The organism is Flavobacterium sp. CF136 (genome assembly GCF_000282055.1).
Lineage (GTDB): Bacteria > Bacteroidota > Bacteroidia > Flavobacteriales > Flavobacteriaceae > Flavobacterium.
Genome location: NZ_AKJZ01000083.1, coordinates 1 through 16,453 on the forward strand (window position 1 = coordinate 1; position 16,453 = coordinate 16,453).

General features: G+C 35.4%; 12 protein-coding genes. 11 read left to right on the forward strand and 1 reads right to left on the reverse strand.

What is annotated here, in order from left to right:
• Window positions 1-191 precede the first annotated feature (191 nt).
• The 11 genes from PMI10_RS19195 to PMI10_RS19245 all read left to right on the forward strand — a co-directional run bounded on the left by PMI10_RS19195 (window position 192) and on the right by PMI10_RS19245 (window position 14,248).
• On the forward strand, window positions 192-656 hold the full coding sequence (locus tag PMI10_RS19195; RefSeq protein WP_007810906.1) for a thioredoxin family protein: 465 nt from the start codon (window positions 192-194) through the stop codon (window positions 654-656).
• 18 nt (window positions 657-674) lie between these two features.
• The gene (locus tag PMI10_RS19200; protein ID WP_035632310.1) at window positions 675-1,856 is read left to right on the forward strand and encodes a lycopene cyclase family protein; all 1,182 of its coding nucleotides are present in this window, start codon (window positions 675-677) and stop codon (window positions 1,854-1,856) included.
• A 210-nt stretch (window positions 1,857-2,066) separates the two neighbouring features.
• Complete coding sequence (locus tag PMI10_RS19205; protein WP_007810908.1) at window positions 2,067-2,477, forward strand: BrxA/BrxB family bacilliredoxin; 411 nt, start codon at window positions 2,067-2,069, stop codon at window positions 2,475-2,477.
• A 191-nt stretch (window positions 2,478-2,668) separates the two neighbouring features.
• Entirely contained in the window at window positions 2,669-4,027 is a 1,359-nt protein-coding gene (locus PMI10_RS19210) for an oxygen-dependent tRNA uridine(34) hydroxylase TrhO (RefSeq protein ID WP_007810909.1), read from the forward strand.
• A gap of 103 nt (window positions 4,028-4,130) precedes the next feature.
• A complete protein-coding gene (locus PMI10_RS19215) occupies window positions 4,131-5,120 on the forward strand; it encodes a virulence RhuM family protein (RefSeq protein WP_007810910.1) in 990 nt (329 codons plus the stop codon).
• Window positions 5,121-5,362: 242 nt separating this feature from the next.
• Entirely contained in the window at window positions 5,363-6,700 is a 1,338-nt protein-coding gene (locus PMI10_RS19220) for a PSP1 domain-containing protein (RefSeq protein WP_007810911.1), read from the forward strand.
• A complete protein-coding gene (locus tag PMI10_RS19225) occupies window positions 6,684-7,163 on the forward strand; it encodes a gliding motility lipoprotein GldH (protein ID WP_007810912.1) in 480 nt (159 codons plus the stop codon). Before PMI10_RS19220 ends, PMI10_RS19225 begins: the two co-directional genes overlap by 17 nt.
• Before the next feature lie 9 nt (window positions 7,164-7,172).
• On the forward strand, window positions 7,173-9,479 hold the full coding sequence (locus tag PMI10_RS19230; protein WP_007810914.1) for a penicillin-binding protein 1A: 2,307 nt from the start codon (window positions 7,173-7,175) through the stop codon (window positions 9,477-9,479).
• Window positions 9,480-9,652: 173 nt separating this feature from the next.
• Window positions 9,653-10,354, forward strand: a complete 702-nt coding sequence (locus tag PMI10_RS19235) for a CoA transferase subunit A (RefSeq protein WP_007810915.1) — start codon at window positions 9,653-9,655, stop codon at window positions 10,352-10,354.
• A gap of 111 nt (window positions 10,355-10,465) precedes the next feature.
• Window positions 10,466-11,125 (forward strand): CoA transferase subunit B, encoded by a 660-nt coding sequence (locus PMI10_RS19240; RefSeq protein ID WP_007810916.1) that lies wholly within the window; start codon window positions 10,466-10,468, stop codon window positions 11,123-11,125.
• Between the two features lie 345 nt (window positions 11,126-11,470).
• A complete protein-coding gene (locus tag PMI10_RS19245) occupies window positions 11,471-14,248 on the forward strand; it encodes a M4 family metallopeptidase (protein WP_007810917.1) in 2,778 nt (925 codons plus the stop codon).
• A 103-nt stretch (window positions 14,249-14,351) separates the two neighbouring features.
• Here the strand turns inward: PMI10_RS19245 and PMI10_RS19250 are convergent, their stop codons facing one another.
• Entirely contained in the window at window positions 14,352-15,956 is a 1,605-nt protein-coding gene (locus PMI10_RS19250; protein WP_007810918.1) for a fumarate hydratase, read from the reverse strand.
• Between the last annotated feature and the right edge of the window lie 497 nt (window positions 15,957-16,453).

A 16,453-nucleotide genomic window follows, 5' to 3' on the forward strand; every position in this document is an offset into this window, starting at 1 on the left:
ATATACTTTGAAATAATTATTTTAACACATAGAAACATAGCTTGATACTTAAAAAAAAAGACGTTTCACTTTATATCAATTTAACATAGCTATGTTGAAAAAGCACGCTTTCTTTGTTATTCTAAGAAAGAAAAAAATCTATATTTCTATGTGTTAAATAAAATTTACACTCAATTTACAATTTAAACAAAATGAAAAAACTGGGTCTAATCATCTTATTTATGGGAATTACTTCAACAGGATTCTGCCAATTGAAAAGCAGAAAATTTGAGGCAATTGATGGTTTACAGCAAATTCAAAAGAGAAGAATAATTGTTTTCATCCATACCGATTGGTGTCAGTTTTGCCAAAGAATGAAAAGCACGACTTTCAAAAATCAGGAAATTATTCAAAAACTGAATTCAGATTTCTACTTTATTGATTTAAATGCTGAGGAAAAACGTGATATTTCGTTTAACAATCAGGTTTTTAAATACCAGCCTTCCGGAAATAATGTTGGCATAAACGAGTTGGCCGTTCAGTTAGGAACGATCAATAATCAAATCGTTTATCCGGTTTTATGTGTTTTGAATGATAAAAATGAAATCATTCTGCAATACAGCAACTATCTAAACGCAACCGATTTTAAACTTCTTTTAGAAAAATTGAAAGAATAAAATTCCTTATTTTTGAGGATGCATTCCTCAGAAATCAAACACTTCGATTACATCTTTACCGGAACGGGTTTAGCAGCTTTGATGACCGTTTACAAAATGGTTCAGTCTGGAAAATTCACAGACAAATCGATTTTGCTTTTGGATGAAAATTCAAAAAAAACAAACGACAGAACCTGGTGTTTTTGGTCTGAAAATGAAACGATCTGGACTCCGGTTATTTCAAAAAAATGGGATTCTGCTTTATTTTCGAGTGAAAACTTCAAACGTGATTTAAATTTAAAGCCTTACCAATACAACCAAATTCGGGGATTGGATTTTTACAATTTTGTTTTTGAAGCACTTTCAAAATCTTCAAATATTACTTTTTTAAAGGAAAAAGTAACCGATATCAATGAACTCGATACGCATGTTTTTGTCGGTACCGAAGAAAACAGATATACCTGCAATTATTTATTCAATAGTATTTACACCAGGGCTTTTGCTTTAAGCCAAACCAAATATCCGGTGTTACAACAGCATTTTGTGGGTTGGTTTGTGAAAACGGACACTGAAATCTTCAATCCGGAACAGGCCACTTTCATGGATTTTTCGATAGAACAAAGGGAAAACACCCGTTTTATGTATGTTTTGCCAACCTCAAAAACGGAAGCTTTAGTAGAATACACTTTGTTTTCGGAACATCTTCTTTCGAAAGAGGAATATGAAAACGAAATTCAAATTTATTTAAGAAATCTGGGAGCTGATCAGTATGAAATTATCGAAAAGGAGCAGAGCAGTATTCCGATGACGTGTTATCCGTTTTGGAAAAAGAACACCAAACGAGTTCTCAATATTGGAACTGCCGGCGGTTGGACGAAAGCCAGTACGGGTTATACTTTTAAAAAGTCAGATAAAAAATCGTCAGCATTAGTCGAATTTCTTCATCCTTCGACTCCGCTCAGGAAGACATCAGAATCACTTAATATGAAATCTTTTCATAAAAAAAACAGATTCTGGTTTTATGATTTATTGCTTTTAGACATTCTTTATCACCATAACGAATTAGGAAACAGTATTTTTTCTTCCTTATTCAAAAAAGGAAAGCCGAAATTAATTTTTAAGTTTCTGGATGAAGAAACGAGTTTGCCGGAAGATCTTAAAGTCATTTTAAAATGCCCTAAAGTGTCATTTATAAAAGCTTTGTTTCGAGTAATATTTTAGGTAAAAAGTTTTGTTTCAAGCAGATTTGGCAGATTAAGCAGATTTATTTGACTCTGATGGGAAATCCGCTTAATCTGCCAAATCTGCGTGCTAAACCATTTAAAGCAGCTTATCAATCGAACTATAACAAAACTTTATACTTCAAATTAAGTAGTTGCGAGTAAACTTTGTAACTTTGCAGTTCAAAAGTAAAATTTAAAAATAAAAAATATGTATCCAGAAGAAATGGTAAAACCAATGCAGGCTGAATTGACATCTGCAGGTTTTCAAGATTTACATAGTGCTGAGGCTGTTGATAATGCTATTAATGCTGAAGGTACCACTTTGGTTGTTGTAAACTCTGTTTGTGGTTGTGCTGCAAGAAATGCACGTCCGGGAGCAAAAATGAGTTTAGAAGGAGCTAAAAAACCAGATCATTTAATTACAGTTTTTGCCGGTGTTGACAAAGAAGCTGTTGATGCTGCAAGACAACATATGTTTCCTTTCCCTCCATCATCGCCAAGTATGGCTTTGTTCAAAAACGGAGAATTGGTTCACATGTTAGAGCGTCACCATATCGAAGGCCGCCCAGCTGAATTAATTGCTGAGAATTTGCAAGATGCTTTTAACGAATTCTGCTAATCTAAGGCACAAAGGTTTGAAGGTACAGAGGTACAAAGATTTTAGAAAGCACTATTAATTTAGTGCTTTTTTGTTTTTTTACTAAATCCACCTTTAAAACCTTTGAGCCTGATAACCTTTGTAACTCAGAACCTTTTTCATAACTTTGCACCTTCAAAAAAATAATTTCTAAACTTAAAACTGTTTATAGCATGCAACTGTACAACACTTTGAGCGCAGAAGAAAGAGCCATTATCATTGATGATGCCGGTAAACAGCGACTAACGCTGTCTTTCTATGCGTATGCCAAAATTCAAGATCCCAAAAAATTTCGCGATGATTTATTTATAGCCTGGAATAAGCTCGATGCTTTAGGCCGAATTTACGTTGCTAACGAAGGTATAAATGCTCAAATGAGTATTCCTGAAGAAAATCTGGACATTTTTAGAACAACTCTCGAAGTTTATGACTTCATGAAAGGCATACGTTTGAATGAAGCGGTAGAACATGATGACTATTCCTTTTTAAAATTGACTATAAAAGTCCGTGATAAAATCGTTGCCGACGGTTTAAACGACGAAACTTTTGATGTAACCGATATAGGCGTTCACCTGAAAGCTAAAGAATTCAATGAAATTTTGGATGATCCAAACACAATTGTAGTAGATTTTAGAAATCACTACGAAAGTGAAGTAGGTCATTTTAAAAACGCTATCACACCGGATGTTGAAACTTTTAGGGAGAGTTTGCCTATCATCAACGAACAGCTTCAAAATCATAAAGAAGACAAAAATCTGGTCATGTATTGTACAGGAGGAATTCGATGTGAAAAAGCAAGTGCTTATTTTAAACACCAGGGTTTTAAAAATGTTTTTCAGTTAGAAGGCGGAATCATCAATTACGCCAAACAAATTGAAGAAGAAGGTTTAGAAAGCAAATTCATAGGAAAAAACTTTGTATTCGATAACCGTCTTGGTGAAAGAATCACCGATGATATTATTTCGCAATGCCATCAATGCGGAAAACCGTGCGATAATCACACCAATTGCGAAAACGACGGCTGTCATTTGTTATTTATTCAGTGTGATGAATGTAAAGCTGCAATGGAAAACTGCTGTTCTACAGAATGTCTGGATATAATTCACATGCCTTTGGTTGATCAGGTTCGTTTAAGAAGCGGAAAACAAGTTGGAAACAAAGTGTTCAGAAAAGGAAAATCTGAAAATTTGAAATTCAAACATTCGGGAGAACTGGCAGATACAGCTTTGGCTTCAGCAGATAAACCAGTTGATATTCGTCAAAAAATAAAAGTAAAAAAAGTGCTTCTCGGAAAAGCAGAACATTATTATGTAAAAGCACAGGTGGGACAGTTTACTGTTGAAAATCAAGAATTAAATGTTGGTGATAAAATCTTAATTTCCGGACCAACTACAGGTAATCAGGAATTGATTTTAGAAAAAATGATTGTTGACGGAGCTGAAACTGCAACAGCAAAAATTGGCGATAAAGTTACTTTTGAAGTTCCTTTCAGAATCAGATTGTCTGATAAAATATATAAGATTTTAGAATAAATTCTTTCTAAAATAACTTTCTAAAAAACCTATTTTGTGCCAAACAGAATAGGTTTTTTTAGTATACAATAGTTACATTTGTTGAAACACATTACCAACTCTTATGAAGGATGATTTAAAGAAATTTATTTTATATACTGCGCCAAGCGGAGAAGTACGAGTTGATGTTTTGCTTCAAAATGAATCGGTGTGGCTTTCACAAAAAGCAATAGCAGAGTTGTTTGGTGTACAAGTGCCAGCTATAAGTAAACATTTTAAAAATATTTTTGAAGAAGGGGAATTAGTTGAATCTTCAGTTGTTTCCAAAAAGGAAACAACTGCTTCTGATGATAAAAATTACATTACAAATTATTATAACCTCGATGCTATAATTTCTGTTGGTTACAGAGTAAATTCTACTAAAGCTACACAGTTTCGTATTTGGGCAACCCAAACCTTAAAAGAATATATTATAAAAGGTTTTGTTTTAGATGACAATCGTTTAAAGCAAGGTCAGGCAATTTTTGGCAAAGATTATTTTAAAGAATTATTGCAAAGAGTTCGTTCGATTCGGGCGAGCGAAAGAAGAATTTACCAGCAAGTAACCGATATTTTTGCCGAGTGTAGTATAGACTATGACAACAATGCCGAAATAACTAAGAATTTCTATGCTATCGTTCAAAATAAATTTCATTTTGCCATAACAGGCAAGACGGCTGCCGAAATAATATTTGAAACGGCCGATTCCAAAAAAGAGAATATGGGATTGACTACATGGAAAAACAGTCCAAACGGCAGGGTCTTGAAATCGGATGTGATTGTGGCTAAAAATTATTTGCAGGAAAAAGAAATTAAACAACTGGAACGCACCGTTACAGGTTATTTTGATTACATTGAAGGATTAATAGAGCGGGAAAATACTTTTACAATGGAACAATTGGCAACAAGTGTCAATAAATTTTTATCTTTTAATGATTACAAAGTAATGGAAGGAAAAGGAAAGATGACGAAATTGCGTGCCGACAAAAAAGCAGTTGCAGCTTATGAAGACTTCAATAAAACCCAAAAAATAATTTCTGATTTTGATAAGGAAATAAAAAAACTAAAAGAATAGATTTTACTTCAATTGAAAAAAACATCTTGAAACCTATCGAAAAATATAATAAAAATAAAGTTTTAGAATAAATTCTTTCCAAAAATCGATAAAAGACCTATTTTGCACTAAACAAAATAGGTTTTTTTATTTAACAAGGCTTTAGTTTTAATGCATAAAAAGCAAACTAAAAAAAATACTATCTTTACCGTTCAAACGTTTATGAACTTAAGTTGCACTTTTGCAACACTACATATATAATTATGGCATGTACAAGTTGTTCAACCTCAGATGGCGGCGCACCAAAGGGTTGTAAAAATAATGGAACTTGCGGCACCGATAGCTGCAATAAATTGACGGTTTTTGACTGGCTCGCGAACATGAGTCCGTCTAATGGAGAGGCTATTTTTGACTGTGTTGAGGTTCGTTTTAAAAACGGGCGTAAAGAATTTTTTAGAAACACAGAAAAATTAACGCTAAGTATTGGTGATATTGTAGCAACTGTTGCATCGCCCGGACATGATATTGGAATTGTTACTTTGACAGGTGAATTGGTAAAAATTCAAATGAAGAAAAAAGGAGTCAATCACGAAAGTAATGAAATACCGAAAATTTACCGAAAAGCATCTCAAAAAGATATCGATATCTGGTCTGTAGCACGTGACCGCGAGGAACCGATGAAAGTTCGTGCTCGTGAATTAGCGATTCAGCACAAACTTGAAATGAAAATATCTGATATTGAATTTCAGGGAGATGGCTCAAAAGCTACATTCTATTACACGGCAAATGACAGAGTTGATTTTAGACTTTTGATTAAAGATTTTGCTAAAGAATTTAGTACCAGAGTCGAAATGAAACAAGTAGGTTTTCGTCAGGAAGCTGCCCGTTTGGGTGGAATTGGTTCTTGCGGAAGAGAGCTTTGCTGTTCAACCTGGCTGACGGACTTTAGAAGTGTAAATACATCGGCAGCTCGTTATCAGCAGCTTTCACTGAATCCTCAAAAATTAGCGGGACAATGCGGAAAATTAAAATGTTGCCTGAATTATGAGCTTGATACTTATATGGATGCGTTGAAAGATTTTCCGGATTATGATACTAAATTAGTAACCGAAAAAGGAGACGCAATTTGCCAGAAGCAAGATATTTTTAAAGGCTTAATGTGGTTTGCTTACACGAATAATTTTGCAAACTGGCATGTTTTAAAAATTGATCAGGTTAAAGAAATTATTGCCGAGAATAAACAAAAAAATAAGGTTTCTTCACTTGAAGATTTTGCAATTGAGGTAATATCAGAGCCTGAAAAAGACTTCAATAATGCAATGGGGCAGGATAGCTTAACGCGTTTTGACCAACCAAAAAAGAAGAAAAAACCAAACCGCAAACGCAAGCCTACGGTTGAAAATGCAATTGTGGCGGCGACTCCAAACAAACCGACACAGACAAATAATATTAATAAACCAGCTGGAGGAAATCCAAATAAACCTAACAAACCAAATAACAATAAGCCCAATCATTCGAATAAGTCAAATAAACCGAATGATACAAAACCAGCTGAACCCAGAAAACCTATAATTATTACTAAAAATGAGAATAAAAAATAGCGGGATTCTTATTTTGGCAGCTATACTTCTTTTTTCCTGTGATAAAAAAAGAGTATTCGACGAGTATAAATCTGTTGGAAGTGCCTGGCACAAAGACAGTATAGTGACTTTTGACCTGCCGGTTTTAGACTCCACAAAACGATACAATTTATTTGTTAATTTGAGAGACAATAACAATTATCCTTTTAAAAATTTATTTTTAATTGTGGCCATCGAAACGCCAAACGGATTTACAAAAGTAGATACACTTGAGTACGAAATGGCAAATGCTGACGGAACTCTTTTAGGGAATGGTTTTTCGGATATTAAAGAAAGTAAACTTTATTTTAAAGAAGGAGTTAAATTTAGAGGAAAATATAAAGTACATATCAAACAAGCCGTTAGAGAATCGGGTAAAATTCCTGGAGTTCAGGAATTAGAAGGTATTACAGATGTAGGTTTTAGAATAGAACAAAAAGATTAGAAAATAGTTATGGCTGCTAAAAAAAACAATCAAACAAATACAGTAAAAGATATTAAATACTATCAAAAAAAATTCTGGCGAATTTTTGTTTATGGTCTTTTAGGTATCCTGGCATTCTTTTTATTTGCTTCATGGGGGCTTTTCGGATCAATGCCTTCTTTTGAAGATTTAGAAAATCCGGATTCCAATTTGGCTACTGAAATCATTTCGTCGGACGGAGTTGTTATTGGTAAATATTTCAAAACCAACAGATCACAGCTTAAATATTCAGATCTGCCAAAAAGTTTGGTTGAGGCTTTGGTTGCAACAGAAGATGCTCGTTTTTATGACCATTCCGGAATTGACGGACGCGGAACTTTAAGAGCTATTTTTACTTTAGGTACAAATGGTGGTGCGAGTACATTAACACAACAATTAGCAAAACAATTATTTCACGGAGAGGGTTCTAAATTCCTTCCGTTCAGAATTGTACAAAAAATAAAGGAATGGATTATTGCCATACGTCTGGAAAGGCAATATACCAAAAATGAAATTTTGGCGATGTATTGTAATGTGTATGATTTCGGAAATTATTCTGTCGGAGTAAGTTCTGCAGCACAAACGTACTTTTCTAAAGATCCAAAAGATTTAACGATGGACGAATCGGCTATTTTGGTCGGAATGTTCAAAAACTCAGGACTATATAATCCGGTTAGAAACCCGGAAGGAGTAAAAAACCGTCGTAACGTGGTTCTTTCTCAAATGGAAAAAGCAAAAATGATTACTGAGGCAGAAAAGGAAAGATTACAGGCTTTACCAATTGCTTTAAAATTCAAATTAGAAAGCCACCGCGAAGGAACGGCCACATATTTCAGGGAATACCTTCGTGATTATATGAAGAAATGGGTTGCTGAAAATAAAAAACCGGATGGTTCTGATTATGATATCTACAAAGATGGTTTGAAAATTTATACAACCATCGATTCCAGAATGCAGCAATACGCTGAAGAGGCAGTTTCTGCTCACATGAAAAACCTTCAACAGCAGTTTTTTATTGAAATGAAAACCAATAAAAATGCACCTTTCGTAAATATTACCAAAGCTGAAACAGATCGTATCATAATGCAGGCCATGAAGAATTCTACACGTTGGGCGATTATGAAAGATATGGATAAAAGTGAGGATGATATCATAAATTCATTCAAAGTAAAAACGAAAATGCGCATATTTACCTGGAAAGGTGAACGTGATACAATAATGACTCCATTAGATTCTATTCGTTACTACAAACACTTTTTACAATCTGGTCTAATGGCTATGGAACCTCAAACCGGAAATATCAAAGCCTGGGTTGGCGGAATCAATTATAAATATTTCCAATACGATCACGTGGGACAGGGAGCGAGACAGGTAGGATCTACTTTTAAACCATTTGTTTATGCTACTGCTATCGAGCAATTAAACATGTCTCCTTGTGATTCAATTTTGGATGGACCATTTATGATTCACAAAGGACGTCACCATGTAACTGAAGATTGGGAGCCAAGAAACTCAGATAACAGATACCGTGGAATGGTAACTTTAAAACAAGGTTTGGCAAACTCTATCAATACAGTTTCAGCGAAATTAATTGACAGAACCGGACCGGAAGCTGTTGTAGAACTGACTAAGAAATTGGGAGTTAAAACAGAGATTCCTGTACAGCCTTCAATTGCTTTGGGAGCTGTTGATATTACAGTTGAGGATATGGTTGCAGCTTACAGTACATTTGCAAACCAGGGAGTTTATGTAAAACCACAGTTTTTAAGTCGCATTGAAAATAAAAGTGGAGAAGTTATTTATGAGCCAATCCCGGAATCACATGACGTTTTAAATAAAGATATTGCTTTTGCTGTAATTAAATTGCTTCAGGGTGTTACTGAAACTGGTTCAGGCGCACGTTTACGTACGCAGGGCGGAGGAAGCGGTGACAACCGTTGGACAGGATATCCATATATGTTCACAAATCCAATTGCGGGTAAAACCGGAACAACACAAAATCAGTCTGACGGATGGTTTATGGGTATGGTTCCTAACTTAGTAACAGGTGTTTGGGTTGGCTGCGAAGACCGTTCAGCACGTTTCAAAAGCCTGACTTACGGACAGGGAGCTACTGCAGCATTGCCGGTTTGGGCATATTTTATGAAGTTATGTTATGCGGATAAAGATCTTCAGGTTTCAAAATCTGATTTTGAACGTCCGGCAAACCTTTCGATTAAAGTGGATTGCTATACCAGACCTGCAGTTGTAAAAGATACTACACAGACAGAACAAAATACAGACGAATTCGAATTGTAATTTAGATTCTCTTTATTAAATAAAAAAATATCCTTTTGTGGCTTCTGAAATTCGGAAGGATACAAAAGGATATTTTTTTTAAATATGTTTGTTTTATTTTTTACGAAATCGTTATAATTTAATCTAAAAATCTTATTTTTATCAAAAGTATACGGTAATAAAGACCATTTGTTATGATAACCAAAAAAGTAAATAGCGTTCAGGATGCCATTGAAGGAATCGAAAGCGGCATGACCATCATGTTTGGAGGTTTTGGGCTATGCGGAATTCCTGAAAATACGATTGCAGCCTTAGTAAATACACAAGTTTCAGATTTAACCTGTATCTCAAACAATGCCGGTGTTGATGATTTTGGTTTGGGATTGCTTTTGCATAAAAAACAAATCAAAAAAATGATTTCATCTTATGTAGGTGAAAATGCTGAGTTCGAACGCCAGATGCTTTCGGGAGAATTAGACGTGGAACTGACGCCACAAGGCACTTTGGCAGAACGTTGTCGGGCCGCACAAGCCGGAATTCCTGCTTTTTTTACGCCGGCAGGTTACGGTACTGAAGTTGCAGAAGGAAAAGAAGTTCGTGAGTTTAACGGTAAAATGCATATTATGGAACAAGCCTTCAAAGCCGATTTTGCGATTGTAAAAGCATGGAAAGGGGACGAAGCCGGAAATCTTATCTTCAAAGGAACAGCTCGAAACTTTAATGCCTGTATGGCCGGAGCCGGAAAAATTACTATTGCTGAAGTGGAAGAATTAGTTCCGGTTGGAACTCTTGATCCCAATCAGATTCACATACCCGGAATTATGGTGCAACGCATTTTTCAGGGAGAAAAGTTTGAAAAAAGAATTGAACAGCGAACAGTAAGGCAAAGGAATTAGATAATGAGATAATTTGTCAATTAGATAATTAATGTTGATTGCGTGAAACAGAGCATTATCTAATTATCAAATTTTCTAATTGGCACATTCAATAAATTGACACATTATATTATGGCACTTAGTAAAGAAGATATTGCAAAGCGAATTGCTAAAGAAGTAAAAGACCGTTATTTTGTTAATCTCGGAATCGGAATCCCAACTTTAGTTGCGAATTACGTAAGAGAAGATATCGCAGTTGAATTTCAGAGCGAAAATGGTGTTCTCGGCATGGGACCTTTTCCTTATGCAGGGGAAGAGGATGCTGATATTATTAATGCAGGAAAGCAAACAATTACAACACTTCCGGGTGCGAGTTTCTTTGACTCGGCTTTTAGTTTTGGAATGATTCGCAGCCAGAAAGTCGATTTAACCATTTTGGGAGCAATGGAGGTTTCTGAAAACGGAGATATTGCCAATTGGAAAATTCCGGGTAAAATGGTAAAAGGAATGGGGGGCGCGATGGATTTGGTAGCTTCCGCTGAAAATATCATTGTAGCGATGATGCATGTAAATAAAGCAGGAGAATCAAAAATACTTAAAAAATGTACTTTACCGTTAACCGGCGTTGGATGTGTTAAAAAGATAGTAACTGAGCTGGCAGTCCTAGAAGTAACTCCAAAGGGTTTTAAGCTCTTAGAACGTGCGCCAGGAGTTTCTGTTGAGCATATCATAGCTTCAACCGAAGCTGAATTAATTATTGAAGATGAAATTCCGGAGATGGATATAAGATAATTTCTTTTTTTGAACCTATCAAAAGCTGGCTTAAACGCTGGCTTTTTTTGTAGGATAAATTTAAGAAATTGCCCGTTTTATTTTTTAAAGTAGTTACTAAAGTCTATTTTACAACGTTTTGTGATTCAATTATATGTTAATTTTAGTATATATTTTTGTAAAATCTTTACAAATTGTTAAATAAAAGTGTGTTTAAGATAAAAAGTGTTGTATTTCATCGATTAAAGGTAAATTTCATCGATTAAATAACAAATTTAAGATATTTTTGCCATAAATTAAAGTATTTACTTACAGTAAATATCTTTGTTTTTTTAATCCATTACCAAATTTTAAACCCCTTTTATTATGGAAAAAAAATTACCGAAAATTGTCACTACGACAGTTGTTATGCTCACATTTTCTTTAACTGCATTTTCGCAGGTAACTGACAAACGCGTAAGTCAGAAAAATTTATCTGAAAACGGACTCCCAAGTCTAATCACTTTTAGTGATAAATCAACCTACAAAGGCTCTGATTTTAATGCTGTCTTTAAAGAGCAGCTAGGTTTAAAAGACAATCAGTCTTTTGCGAAAATTAAAACAGAATCAGACCATGAAGGTTTTACTCATGAAAAATTTCAATTATACGAACAAGGAATTAAAGTAGAATTTGCAAACTATACGCTACATTCTAAAAATGGTAAGCTTGCTTCAATGAATGGTGAATTTTATAATATCAAAAATGCCGCCACAACCCCTAAACTTTCAGTGCAGGAAGCTTTTAACAAGGCTGTTGCCCACACAGGTGCCAAGCAATATCTTTGGGATTCTCCTGAAGATGCCAAGGCAATGGGTTATGAGAAGCCTAAAGGAGAGTTGGTTTTTTTACCTGATATGGAAGCTCAGGGAACAGAAAGAACTACAGATAAAGTTAATTTAGCATATAAATTTGATATTTATGCGACAAATCCATTAAGTCGTGGTGATTTATATATAGATGCCATAACCGGAAAAGTATTGTTTTATAATGCAACTATAAAACATCTTGGCGAGTACAGTCATGGAAACTCAAAACCTGTAAATGCGACATCTAAAAAAGAGAATTCAAATTTGAAAATGGCGATAGTTGCGGCAAATGCAGCAACTCGTTATAGTGGAACTCAAACTATTCAGACAACACTAAGCGGGTCTTCATATATTCTGCTTGACGGAACGCGTGGAAATGGAATTCAGACCTATAATTCTGCCAGAACAGCAACGTATCCAACTACAAATTTTACAGATGCTGATAATAACTGGACTGCTGCTGAATATAATAATACAAATAAAGACAATGGGGCGCTTGATGCTCATTGGGGAGCCGAAATGACATACGATTACTGGTCGGCTGTACATGGAAGAAACAGTTATGATAATGCTGGTGCAAAAATTAAAAGTTATGTGCATTATAATTTAATTGCAGCCGGGTATTCAAGCAATAATAATGCTTTCTGGAACGGAAGTGTTATGACTTACGGTGACGGAAGCGGAACAGGAGGATTTGATATCTTAACTGCAATGGATGTTGCCGGACATGAAATAGGCCATGCCGTTTGTACTTATACAGCAGATTTGGCATATCAAAAAGAATCAGGAGCGATGAATGAAGCTTTCTCGGATATTTGGGGAGCCTGTATCGAATATCGTGCAGCACCTACAAAATCTACCTGGTTAATTGGTGAAGACATAGAAAGAAGATCAGGTCATTTAGCTTTACGTTCTATGAGTGATCCAAACTCTGAGGGCCAGCCTGATACTTATGGAGGAACCAATTGGGTAAGTGTAAGTTGTACGCCAACAAGCAGTAATGATTATTGTGGGGTTCATACAAACTCAGGGGTATTAAATCACTGGTTTTATATCCTGTCTATAGGTAAATCAGGTACAAATGATCTTGGAAATGCCTATAACGTTACCGGAATAACAATTGACAAAGCGGCAAAAATTGCTTACCGTTTAGAAAGTGTTTATTTAACGTCCAATTCAACTTATGCAAATGCGAGAACTTCCGGAATACAGTCAGCTATTGACTTATACGGAGCGGGGTCTGCAGAAGTTATTGCTACAACAAATGCATTTTATGCAGTAGGGGTTGGAGCAGCTTATACAGGATCTACAGATACAACAGCACCAACAGCACCAACAGCTCTTGCGGCTTCAGGTACAACAAGTACAACAACCAATTTATCATGGACAGCTGCAACAGATAATGTAGCAGTAACAGGATATGATATTTATCAGGGAACAACTTTAAAAGGTTCGTCTACCACTACAACTTATGCTGTTACAGGATTATCTGCTTCAACAGCGTATAGTTTTACTGTAAAAGCCAAAGACGCTGCAGGAAATGTGTCAGCAGCAAGCAGTGCCGTTAGTGTTACCACTCTTGCAGCTACTATTACTTATTGCACATCATCAGGAAGCAGTGCTGCGGACGAAAGAATTGGTAAAGTTGTTTTTGGAACTATTAGCAATACTTCAACAGCTACAACAGGTTACGAAAACTATACCGCTGTTTCTACAAATGCTGCGAGAGGAACTGCTTATACCATTACTATAACGCCATCTTGGACATCAACAGTTTACAGCGAAGGATATGCAGTATTTATTGATTATAATAAAGATGGTGATTTTACTGATTCCGGCGAAACAGCTTGGACAAAAGCAACTTCGACAACTACTCCGGCTACAGGTTCAATTACAATTCCTGCGACGGCGACTTTAGGAACCACAAGAATGAGAATTTCTATGAAATACAACGGAATTCCAACTGCTTGTGAAGCCTTTTCATACGGGCAGGTTGAAGATTATTCAATAAACATAACTGCTGCAGGAACTGTGGTTGTTAATGAATTGGTTGTTGATGCAGATAAAGCAAGTCCTGAAGTAACTTTATATCCAAATCCAGTTGAAAATGAATTGAATATTTCATCATTTGAACAAAAGGGTTCTAGTTTTAAAATTACAAATGCATTAGGTCAACAAGTTAGTTCAGGTCAATTGTCTGAAAGTCCAATTGATGTAAGCAGATTAAATACCGGAATCTATATTATTGAATTGAATAGCGGCCAAAAAAGAGTTGCTAAAAAGTTCATAAAGAAATAATCTTATTTTTAATAATATGTATAAAAAAACCGCCCATAAGGCGGTTTTTCATTTAAAAATATTTCGGACATAGCGTAAAGCCTGTGTTCTTAGCAGTTAAAAACTATAAATTAGCAAAGAAGTCATTTCCTTTATCATCGGTAATAATGAAAGCAGGGAAATCTTTTACGGTAATTTTACGAACCGCTTCCATTCCCAGTTCTTCAAAATCAACCACTTCTACTTTCAGGATGTTGTCTTGTGCCAATATAGCTGCCGGTCCTCCAACAGAACCCAAATAGAATCCGCCATATTTATGGCACGCATCAGTAACTTGTTTAGTACGGTTTCCTTTTGCCAGCATAATCATACTGCCGCCATGTTTTTGGAATTCATCAACATAAACATCCATACGACCTGCAGTTGTTGGTCCAAAACTTCCGGAAGCCATTCCTTCAGGTGTTTTTGCCGGTCCGGCATAATAAACAGGATGATTTTTGAAATATTCAGGCATTGGTTTTCCTGCTTCTAACATTTCCATAATTTTTGCATGTGCAATATCACGGGCTACAATCACGGTTCCGTTTAGTTTCAAACGGGTTTTGATTGGATATTGACTAAGTTTTGCCAACATATCGGCCATTGGCATATTCAAATCTATTTCAACCGGCGCTTCCAAATGTGGAGCTGTTTCCGGCAAAAATTGTTTTGGATTTACTTCTAATTGCTCAACATAGATCCCGTCTTTGGTGATTTTTCCTTTGATATTTCTATCAGCAGAACACGAAACACCTAATCCAACTGGACAAGAAGCAGCATGACGAGGCAAACGAATCACACGTACATCATGTGTAAAATATTTTCCGCCAAATTGAGCACCAATGGCACTTTCCTGGCATATTTTCTGAACTTTTTCTTCCCATTCCAAATCACGAAATGCCTGACCGGACATATTTCCTGAAGTTGGTAAATTATCATAATATCCGGCTGATGCTTTTTTAACAGCACTTAAATTCGCTTCCGCAGAAGTACCGCCGATAACTAAAGCCAAATGATATGGTGGACAAGCTGAAGTTCCTAAGTCTTTTATTTTTGTACGAATGAATGCATCCAAAGATTTTTCATTCAATAGTGATTTTGTTTGTTGATATAAATAGGTCTTGTTAGCTGATCCGCCTCCTTTTGCCATAAATAAGAACTCGTAAGAAGCTCCTTTTTTAGCATAAATATCAATTTGCGCCGGAAGATTCGATCCTGAATTTTTTTCTTCAAACATCGAAATCGGAACAATCTGCGAATAACGTAAATTACGTTTTTGATACGTATTGAAAATTCCTTTGCTCAGCCATTCTGCATCATCAACTCCGGTAAAAATGCTTTCGCCTTTTTTTGCCATTACGATTGCAGTTCCGGTATCCTGACAGCTTGGTAATTGTCCTTCGGCAGCGACTGAAGCATTTTGAAGTAAATTGTAAGCAACAAAACGGTCGTTATCAGTTGCTTCCGGATCGTCAAGAATTTTACGAAGTTTTTGTAAATGTGTCGTTCTCAACATGAACGAAACATCGGTTAAAGCTTCTTCAGCTAATAATTCCAATCCTTTTGGATCAACAGTAAGAATTTCGCGTTCTCCAAATTTTTCAACTTTTACAAAATCAGAAGTAATTTTGCGGTATTGGGTATCATCCTTTAAAATTGGATAAGGGTCCTGGTATATAAAATCAATCATTTTCTTTGTTTTTGACAAAGTTAAAAATTATTTACTAAGAAAGGATTTGAATTATATGTGTTTATGAAGTTTATTGTTGGTTATGAAACTCATCTAAATTTTATAAATTTTGCGAATTTTATATGATCCGTTCCTACGGAACTTATTGAAACGTCAAAATCTGTTTTCAACGGATTAAAATCCGTCGCTACAATATGATCTCATTCCTACGGAATTTTTTAAAAGATAAATAAGAGCCATCAGCTCGATTCAATATTGCAGGGCTGAAATTGATTCATGCCCCATTCCCAAGAAATTTTTAAAACCCAAAAACAAGAGCCATCGTCTCGATTTAATATTGTAGGGCTGGAATTGATTCATGTCCCATTCTCAAGAGTTTTAAAAGATAAATAAGTTCATCGATTCGATTCAATATTGTAGTGCTGGAATTGATTCCAGTGTTATTCCCAAGAAATTTTTAAAATCTAAAAGGAAGAGTCATCAGCTCGATTGAATAT

Excerpts from the sequence above, each read along its gene's own strand:
- PMI10_RS19195 (WP_007810906.1), top strand. The coding sequence starts at position 192 with ATGAAAAAACTGGGTCTAATCATCTTATTTATGGGAATTACTTCAACA.
- PMI10_RS19205 (WP_007810908.1), top strand. The coding sequence starts at position 2,067 with ATGTATCCAGAAGAAATGGTAAAACCAATGCAGGCTGAATTGACATCT.
- PMI10_RS19210 (WP_007810909.1), top strand. The coding sequence starts at position 2,669 with ATGCAACTGTACAACACTTTGAGCGCAGAAGAAAGAGCCATTATCATT.
- PMI10_RS19245 (WP_007810917.1), top strand. The coding sequence starts at position 11,471 with ATGGAAAAAAAATTACCGAAAATTGTCACTACGACAGTTGTTATGCTC.
- PMI10_RS19240 (WP_007810916.1), top strand. The coding sequence starts at position 10,466 with ATGGCACTTAGTAAAGAAGATATTGCAAAGCGAATTGCTAAAGAAGTA.
- PMI10_RS19220 (WP_007810911.1), top strand. The coding sequence starts at position 5,363 with ATGGCATGTACAAGTTGTTCAACCTCAGATGGCGGCGCACCAAAGGGT.
- PMI10_RS19235 (WP_007810915.1), top strand. The coding sequence starts at position 9,653 with ATGATAACCAAAAAAGTAAATAGCGTTCAGGATGCCATTGAAGGAATC.
- PMI10_RS19215 (WP_007810910.1), top strand. The coding sequence starts at position 4,131 with ATGAAGGATGATTTAAAGAAATTTATTTTATATACTGCGCCAAGCGGA.
- PMI10_RS19225 (WP_007810912.1), top strand. The coding sequence starts at position 6,684 with ATGAGAATAAAAAATAGCGGGATTCTTATTTTGGCAGCTATACTTCTT.
- PMI10_RS19250 (WP_007810918.1), bottom strand. The coding sequence starts at position 15,956 with ATGATTGATTTTATATACCAGGACCCTTATCCAATTTTAAAGGATGAT.
- PMI10_RS19230 (WP_007810914.1), top strand. The coding sequence starts at position 7,173 with ATGGCTGCTAAAAAAAACAATCAAACAAATACAGTAAAAGATATTAAA.
- PMI10_RS19200 (WP_035632310.1), top strand. The coding sequence starts at position 675 with ATGCATTCCTCAGAAATCAAACACTTCGATTACATCTTTACCGGAACG.